This window comes from Yoonia sp. (assembly GCF_017854565.1).
Taxonomy (GTDB): domain Bacteria; phylum Pseudomonadota; class Alphaproteobacteria; order Rhodobacterales; family Rhodobacteraceae; genus Yoonia.
Genome location: NZ_JAFMHJ010000040.1, coordinates 20,942 through 28,854, shown reverse-complemented (window position 1 = coordinate 28,854; position 7,913 = coordinate 20,942). Strand labels below are relative to the sequence as shown.

Here is a 7,913-nt window from a genome sequence, read left to right as displayed (position 1 = left end):
CCATTGTCCTTGGCGCAGCCGTCTTGCAAGAGGCCCTGCCCCTGCGCCCCTATGCCGGTTTTGGCCTACTGGCCGTTGGGCTTATCGTGCTTGACGGACGCTTGCTCAAACCGCGCCAGTACCGCGCGCGCCGCACGTAACCCCGGCGCTTCGCCACCCAGCCCCAACCGCTCCATCGTTACATCCATTGCGGCCTGCTGCGCCTTTGGGTTGTCGAGAACCGCCAGAACGGCCTGCGCAATCGGCCCTGCGTCACAGTTTTTGCCAATAAATTCGGGTACCACGCGGGTCTCACTGACCAGATTGACCAAAGTCACGGTATCCACCTTCAACATCCGGCTGATGATGATCCGGCTCAACCATGCCATGTCGTAGGCAATCACCATGGGCGTGCCGTTCGCCGCCAGCTCCAGCGATACGGTCCCCGACGCGGCCAGCGCCACATCGGCCCGCTTGAACCACGCCGCCTTGTCCGGCGATCCGGGCGCTAGCACGGTCACCGGCACGGCCCATTGCTGCACCCGTTCCTGCACCAGCGCATGCACGCCGCCCGTCGTCGGGATCACAAATCGCGCATCGGGGACGGTCGCCGCGATCAACGCCAACGCAGCACCAAACCTGTCGGCAAGCCGCGACACCTCGCCTTTGCGGCTTCCCGGCAGGACCAGAACGACAGTGCCGACACCCAGCGCCGCCGCATCAGCCAGCGTCGCGACAGGCTCTGCCACGACAGGATGCCCGACAAAGTCGCAGTCCATCCCGGCAGCTTCCATAAACGGCGGCTCGAACGGAAACAGGGCCAGCACATGATCGATATGATGCGCCATCTTCGCCGCCCGGCCCGGACGCCATGCCCAAACCGTCGGTGCAACGTAGTGCACCGTCCGAATAACACTGGCCGCCTTGACCAACCGTGCGACCCGCAGACAAAAATCCGGGCTGTCGATCGTGATCAGGAGATCGGGTTGCGTCTCAACCACAGCATCGGCCATCTGGCGAATACGGGCCTTCAGCGCGCGATATTTGGGCAATATCTCGGCCAAACCCATGACGCTCAGTTCGTTCATGTCAAACCGGCTGACCAGCCCCTCGACTTGCATCAACGGCCCGCCGACACCGTCAAACGTCACATCGGGGCGCAACTGCCGCAGCCCCGCCATCAGCGCCGCACCCAACTTGTCGCCAGATGCCTCGCCCGCAATCACGAAGACCCTCATGCGCCACCCCTTGGCCGCACCCACAAAAACATGCCCTGCGCGTCCAAGATGCGCCGTACACGGGACAGGTCAAGCACCAGCACACCACCGGCTTCGATCACGATCCCGTCCAAACCGGCCTCTGCTGCCAGCATCGCTGTGCGCGGACCGATCAGCGGCAGATCTGCGCGCCGGTCCTGACCCGGTTTCGGGGCCTTGAATAGAATACCGCCCGGTACATTGGCAGGCGGTTCAGGGTGATCGGCCAGCCAGATGCGCACATGCGCGGCCAGATCGACCACGACATCCAATCCAAAAACGGTTGGGTCATATGGCCCATGCGCCGCCGCATCAGGCAGGCAAAGCTTTTGCAGCATCGCATCTGTGCCCTGCGCGTCCTCGCGCAGGATAACCGCCCCATCGCGGGTCACGCAGGCTTGCCCCTTGTCGGTCTGCCCCATCTGCGCCACGCAGGCCTCGCCTGCAAAGGCATCGGCGGTATGCGACGACGCAGGCCCGGTCTTGGTCAGCACACCGGCACGGGGCAGCAGATCGGGGGCCATGTCATGCGCTGCGACAACGCTGAACCCGGCGTCCTCGATGATCGCAATGATCACCCGCAGCGCGCCATCGTCGCCTTGGGTCAGGGCCGCCTGTATGCGCGGCACCAAAGGCGCCGTGGCCGCATCAATCTCGGCGGGGTCCACCGGCGGGCGGCGCACCGCACCGGCCATGCAAATCCGGGTCACACCCCGCTTTTTCAGCGTGGCCAGAAAACTCCCCAGATGTTCGATCCGAAAACCAATATCGACAGGCATCGCCGGTTCAAACCCGCGCATCGCACAGATCAGCGGCGCCTGATCCAACCGCGCCACCAAGGCAGGCGGCAGATCACCGGTCCCTGCAATCAGCGCCAGCATCAGCCCGGCGTCAAAAAGTTGCGGTCGGTATCGCCCAGAATGAACGCGACCATCTGCTGCACATAGGCGCTTTCGCTTTCCTCGGCCAACCGGCGGGCGCGGTCCTGAAACGTACCCTCGCCATCCTTAAGCGCCTGAAACGCGGCGCGCATCGCCGTGATATCGCCCCGGTCCACGCCCTTACGCTTGAGCCCGACAAGGTTCAGCCCATCCAAGACACCGCGCGGTCCCTGCACCAGACCATGTGGAACAACGTCCTTTGACACCATCGACAGTGCCCCGATAATGGCGCCCTGCCCGATCCGCACCCATTGATGCACGCCAGACAACCCACCGATGATCACGTCATCCTCGATGATACAATGGCCCGCAATCGCCGTGGAATTCACCACAATCACCCGGTTGCCCACTTGGACATCATGCGCGATATGACAGCCCGCCATAAACAACCCATCATCGCCCACACGTGTCTCACCGCCGCCGCCCGCTGTGCCGGTGTTCATTGTGACATGCTCACGAATACGGTTGCGCGCGCCAATCCGCAGACGCGTTTTTTCGCCGCCAAACTTAAGGTCTTGGGGAATTCCCCCGATCACCGCAAAGGAAAACACCACCGTTGCGTCACCAATATGCGTGTCGCCATCGACAACCACATGGCTTTTCAACGTCACCCCGTCACCCAGTACCACATCAGGGCCGATCACACAGAACGGCCCAATGACGCAGCCCGCGCCGATCACCGCCCCATCGGCAATGATCGCAGAAGGATGAATATCCGCCGTCACCCCTGCAAATCCATCATGGCCGTAAACTCGGCCTCGGCAGCCATTTCGCCACCCACCGTCGCCACGCCCTTGAACCGCCAGACCTTCCCGCCGGGCTTGCCCCGTGTCGTCTGCACATGCATCTCGAGCACATCGCCGGGCACGACCTTGCGGCGGAATTTACAGCCGTCGATCGCCATGAAATACACCAGCAAATTGCCCTCTGTCAGCCCCAGCGACGCGCCAACCATGACCGCAGTCGTCTGCGCCATCGCCTCGACAATGGTTACACCCGGCATGATCGGATTGCCCGGAAAATGGCCCTGAAAATGCGGCTCGTTCATGGTGACATTCTTGATGCCAACAGCCGATTGCGTGCCGTTGATACTATGCACCTTGTCGACCAACAAAAACGGATAGCGGTGCGGCAGAATTTTCTGGATCAGCTGAATATCAGCTTCGGTCACCGGTTCAGACATAGTGGGCAGCTCCTTGTTGTCCTTGGTGGCTTTTGCACCGGATGCAGCCTGACTAGCAAGGCCCGCCGCAGCGGGCAAGCATCGGCTAGTCGCCGCCGTTGGCAAGTTCCGCGTCAATGCGCACAATCGCATCATCGGTGATATTGGCGGCGCGGACCGACAGAATAACGGTCCGCTGTTCCAGCACCACAACCGCGTTGCGCTCTAGCATGATCGTGGCGATAATCCCTTGCACCCGATTTTCAAACCGGGCGCGGCTGGCAATACTCGCCTGCTGCAACTCCACGTTCTTGGCATCCCGAACCCGGCGAACATCCTGCACTTTGGCGTCAAAGGCCTCGGCGGCAATGCGGAATGCATCAGCCGTCATTTCCGGTCGGCGCAGTGTAAGGCTGCGCTCTTCTTGTGTCAGCGATTCAACGATCTGGTCATTTTCCGCCTGTAACGCCGCCGCCTGCGTGGCAAGATCGGCCGCAAGCCTGCGCCCATAAAGCGTTTCCGAAAACAGCCGCTCACTGTCAACGATCAGGACCTGCGGCGACGCCTGCTGCGCTGCCCCCGGCAGCGCCAGCAACAGCCAGACAACAAGAACGCGTAGGATCACCATCAGAAACTCGTCGAAATGGTCACATCAAACGATTTCGGCTTGTCGCGTTCCTGCACATCAAGAGCCTCGGTAAAGTTGAACCGCAACGGCCCGATCGGCGTGGTCCAGAAGATCGAAACACCCGCAACCGTGCGCGCCGTGAAGTCATCGTAAAGAACGACCTGACCATAGGTTTCGCCCACATCCCAAACCGACCCGTAATCCACAAACACCCCGCCCGAGATACCATACTCGCTTGGCAGACCCAGCGGGAATTCCGCTTCAAGCCGCGCCACGGCAAAGCTGTTACCCCCCAGCGCGTCATCGGTAAGATCATCGCGAGGGCCAACGCCGGCCGGTTCAAACCCGCGCATCAACCGGCTGCCCAAAAAGAAACGATCCGTCACGCGGCTATTTCCACTCTGATAGCTCAGATAGCCGCCCTCAATCGTTGCACGCAGGGTGACTTCTTCGTTCAGTATCTTAGCCTCGGCCCCGGCCAGCGCTGTCGTCTTGATGAACTGGCTGTCACCAAACCCGAACTCCTGACCAAACCGCAACAGCACACCCGCCGTCGGATTCAATCCGGTGCGGCGCGTGTCAAAGCTATACACATAGCCCAGTGAATTTGTACCCACGGAGCCTGCGTTCGCCTCATTTTGAATAATCACACTCGCGCTGGCAGATACATCGCTCAGATCGGTATATTCATAGGCATAAAAGACCGACAGACGCCCGCTCTCGCTTACGGGAAAGCTCAACGAGGGGCTAAATCGCGCGGTTTCTGTATCATACAGCGCGTTTTCATTGTTGGTCGTGCGATACGACAGATCAACGCCAAGGCGCAGATCACGCCCCAGCAACTGCGGCTCACTGAAACTGAACCCCAACCGGCGGTTACTTTCGGCGGTCGAGATATCAAAGCTCAACTTTTGCCCCCGGCCCTGAAAGTTGCTTTGGCTATAGGACGCCAGCAAACCAGCGCCGGTATCACTGTTATAATTGGCCCCAAACGTCAGCGTTCCAGTCGGCCCCTCAACCACATTCACATCAATGATGACCTGATTGGGTGACGTGCCGGGACGCGCGTCAACGCTGGCATTGGCAAAAAACCCAAGCCCGCGAATGCGGCGCGCGCTTTCGGTGATTTCACGCGGGTTGAACGGATCACCCTCAACAACCCGGAACTGATTGCGGATCACCCGGTCAAGCGTCGTACCATTGCCTTCGATATCAATGCGTTCAACAAAAATGCGTGGGCCGGGCAACAGTGCGTATTCCACGTTCAACGACAAATCGCGGTCATTGCGCGTGATACGCGGCTCGACCTGTACAAAATTCAGGCCGCGCTGCAACGCCAGCCGTTCCAGACGGGTGACGTCGGTATCAATTGGCACCGGTGAATAGGTAACACCGGTGCGAATCCGCAGCGCCTCTTGGAAAATGGCCGGGTCCACGCCGGGAATCGTGCTTGTCACGGTGACGTTGCCAAACGTGAATTTCTGACCTTCGCGCAGATTGAAGGTCACCAGATAGGCGTCTCTCTCGCGCGTCAGCGCCACATCGACGTTCTGCACCACGAAATCCGCATAGCCCCGCGAGCGGTAGAAATCGGTCAGTAGCTGCTGGTCCTGTGCAACACGCTCGGGGGAATATGTGTCGCGCGCGATAACGCTGCGCAGGAAACCGGCCTGCTTGGTGTCCAAAACCCGGCGCAGCCGGCCTTCGGAATAGGTGCGATTGCCAAGAAACGAAATGCGCTCGATCTCGGTAACGCCCGATTCTGTCACCTCGAACACCAGATCCACGCGGTTGTTCGATAGGCGAATGATGCGCGGCGTGACCGTCGCATTGATCCGCCCCTGTTGGGCGTAGGCTTGCGTGATCGCCGTTGTATCGCGTTCGGCCTGCGCGGGGTTGTACACGCGGCGTGGCTGCGACTGGACCAACGCCAGCAGCTGTGCATCCCTGATCCGGGCGTTGCCTTCGATATTGATCCGGTTGATCGTCGGATACTCCACGACGCGAATGATCAACGTGCTGCCCTGCGGCGTGACGTCCACGCTTTCAAATAGGCCCGCGGCACGAATACGCTGTACGGCATCATTCAGCTCTGCCGTTGACAGCACCTCACCGGCCGTGATTCCGGCAAAGGTCAGGATCGTACCATCGGCAACCCGTTGATTGCCTTCGATCACGAAGGTGTTGAACGAAAAACTCTGCGCCTGCGCACTGACCCCGGTTAGCGTCAAAATGACAATAAACCCGCATCGCCGCACCACTGTCGCGCATCGCGCCAAAGCGCGCCAAATCAATTTTTGCATAATCATCGCCTGTGCTCACATCCCGGTTACTACTTGGAGTAGCCGCAAAAGCACGGGATGTCAAAATGACAAACGCGCCCATAGGCGCGTTTAAACAAGCTTATTTGGTGGTCGGCGTCAAAGCCACATCAACATAACGTATGACCCGCAATAAAGCGCAACCAACAAGGCCAGTGCGAAAACCAGCCAGTCAACATTGATCCGCAGCAGCAGCAGTAACGCCCTGTAGCCAGAAACAACATTTTCCATTGCAACCCCCACTCCGAATTGTTTCTAAAATAGCAACCAATTAAGGCGAAATCATGTCAGAACCGGGGCCCTATGGGCAGAGGAATGTGTCGTTCAGGATCGTAAACGACATCATCGCCAGGATCAGCGATAGCCCCGCAAACATGAAAATGCGCACCGCACGCTCGCTCGGTTTGCGCTTAGCGACGGCCTCATAGGCGTAAAACATCAAATGTCCGCCATCCAGAACGGGAATGGGGAACAAGTTGATCAGACCGACACCGGCCGACAAAGCACCTATAAACCACAGAAAACTTTGCGCGCCCTGCGATGCCATCGACCCGCTCGTCTCTGCAATGCCGACCGGGCCCGACAGGTTACAGGTCGAAATCCGCCCCAAAATGATATGCTTCATCGCCGAAAGCGACGTCGTCATCGTTGTCCAAAGCCCCTGCGCACCCATCCAGAGCGCCTCACCGATACCGACAACTTCGGTTTGTTCGTTGAAAAACAACTGTCCGGTAATACCGATCCGGTACTTGCGCACGAACGTGCCGCCGGGCGCAGGCTCATCCGTGGCGCGCGGCGTCAGGACCACGTCCAAAACGCGGCCATCACGCATGATCTGCATGTTCAGCGGCGCACCTTCAGCGGCCTTCACTATCTCGACAATCTGATTGAACGCAAAGACAGGCGTGCCATCAATCGCCGTTATCACATCCCCAACCTTCAGGTTCGCATCATCCGCTGCGGACCGTGGGATCACACCAGATACGGCGGGCGGCAAAAAATACGGACCTTCCACCGTGATCTCGTCACCATCGCGCAAGACCGTATAATCCAACCGATCCTTCAGCGGCACCAGTTCATCTAGGTTTCCACCCTCAAAGGGCACCCCTTCAACCGCCAGCATCACATCGCCAGCCCGCAGATCGGTGGCATACCCGGCAGGCAAATCGCGCAGCGTGCCAAACGTCAGAGGATCAACCGACCGGCCCTGATACATCAACGACCCGGTGAAAATCGCGATGGCCAGAATGAAGTTGAAAATCGGCCCTGCCGCGACCGTCGCCGCCCGCGCCCACAGCGGCGCACCGTGCATTGTCCGGCGCAGATCGCCCTCGTCCACCGCGCCATCCGTCCCGACGCTGGCCGCGTTGGCGTCGCCCAGAAATTTCACGTAGCCGCCCAGTGGCAGAGCGGCCAACTGCCATGTCGTGCCCCGCTTATCGCTCCCGCTCCAAAGCACGGGACCAAAGCCCAGCGAAAACACCTCGGCGTGGATGCCACACCAGCGGCCCACAATATAATGCCCATATTCGTGAATCGCCACGATCACCGACAGGGCGACGACAAACGCCACCATCGTAAAGGCGAAGTTGCCGAACATCGGTACAAACTGCATCAAATCCAAAG

Annotated in this window: 8 protein-coding genes; all 8 read right to left on the bottom strand. The window is 59.6% G+C overall.

The window, feature by feature from the left end; all coding sequences use genetic code 11:
- Window positions 1-65: 65 nt before the first annotated feature.
- Window positions 66-1,217 carry a lipid-A-disaccharide synthase gene (lpxB, locus tag QZ196_RS14045; protein ID WP_296427475.1) on the bottom strand — a complete coding sequence of 384 codons (1,152 nt, stop codon included), beginning with the start codon at window positions 1,215-1,217 and terminating at the stop codon, window positions 66-68.
- Window positions 1,214-2,116 (bottom strand): UDP-2,3-diacylglucosamine diphosphatase LpxI, encoded by a 903-nt coding sequence (gene lpxI, locus QZ196_RS14040; protein ID WP_296427473.1) that lies wholly within the window; start codon window positions 2,114-2,116, stop codon window positions 1,214-1,216. Before lpxI ends, lpxB begins: the two co-directional genes overlap by 4 nt.
- Window positions 2,116-2,901 carry an acyl-ACP--UDP-N-acetylglucosamine O-acyltransferase gene (gene lpxA, locus QZ196_RS14035; protein WP_296427471.1) on the bottom strand — a complete coding sequence of 262 codons (786 nt, stop codon included), beginning with the start codon at window positions 2,899-2,901 and terminating at the stop codon, window positions 2,116-2,118. Before lpxA ends, lpxI begins: the two co-directional genes overlap by 1 nt.
- Window positions 2,898-3,359, bottom strand: coding sequence for a 3-hydroxyacyl-ACP dehydratase FabZ (gene fabZ / locus QZ196_RS14030; RefSeq protein ID WP_296427469.1), 462 nt, complete (start codon window positions 3,357-3,359; stop codon window positions 2,898-2,900). The genes lpxA and fabZ overlap by 4 nt, the downstream gene beginning before the upstream one ends.
- An 85-nt stretch (window positions 3,360-3,444) precedes the next feature.
- On the bottom strand, window positions 3,445-3,966 hold the full coding sequence (locus QZ196_RS14025) for an OmpH family outer membrane protein (RefSeq protein ID WP_296427467.1): 522 nt from the start codon (window positions 3,964-3,966) through the stop codon (window positions 3,445-3,447).
- Window positions 3,966-6,269, bottom strand: a complete 2,304-nt coding sequence (bamA, locus tag QZ196_RS14020) for an outer membrane protein assembly factor BamA (RefSeq protein WP_296427465.1) — start codon at window positions 6,267-6,269, stop codon at window positions 3,966-3,968. The genes QZ196_RS14025 and bamA overlap by 1 nt, the downstream gene beginning before the upstream one ends.
- Window positions 6,270-6,386: 117 nt before the next feature.
- Window positions 6,387-6,518 carry a hypothetical protein gene (locus QZ196_RS14015; RefSeq protein WP_296427463.1) on the bottom strand — a complete coding sequence of 44 codons (132 nt, stop codon included), beginning with the start codon at window positions 6,516-6,518 and terminating at the stop codon, window positions 6,387-6,389.
- A 70-nt stretch (window positions 6,519-6,588) separates the two neighbouring features.
- Window positions 6,589-7,911 (bottom strand): RIP metalloprotease RseP, encoded by a 1,323-nt coding sequence (gene rseP, locus QZ196_RS14010; RefSeq protein WP_296427462.1) that lies wholly within the window; start codon window positions 7,909-7,911, stop codon window positions 6,589-6,591.
- Window positions 7,912-7,913 lie beyond the last annotated feature (2 nt).

Coding starts and splice junctions, on each gene's coding strand:
- lpxI (WP_296427473.1), bottom strand. CDS start 2,116: ATGCTGGCGCTGATTGCAGGGACCGGTGATCTGCCGCCTGCCTTGGTG.
- lpxB (WP_296427475.1), bottom strand. CDS start 1,217: ATGAGGGTCTTCGTGATTGCGGGCGAGGCATCTGGCGACAAGTTGGGT.
- QZ196_RS14015 (WP_296427463.1), bottom strand. CDS start 6,518: ATGGAAAATGTTGTTTCTGGCTACAGGGCGTTACTGCTGCTGCTGCGG.
- QZ196_RS14025 (WP_296427467.1), bottom strand. CDS start 3,966: ATGGTGATCCTACGCGTTCTTGTTGTCTGGCTGTTGCTGGCGCTGCCG.
- fabZ (WP_296427469.1), bottom strand. CDS start 3,359: ATGTCTGAACCGGTGACCGAAGCTGATATTCAGCTGATCCAGAAAATT.
- bamA (WP_296427465.1), bottom strand. CDS start 6,269: ATGCAAAAATTGATTTGGCGCGCTTTGGCGCGATGCGCGACAGTGGTG.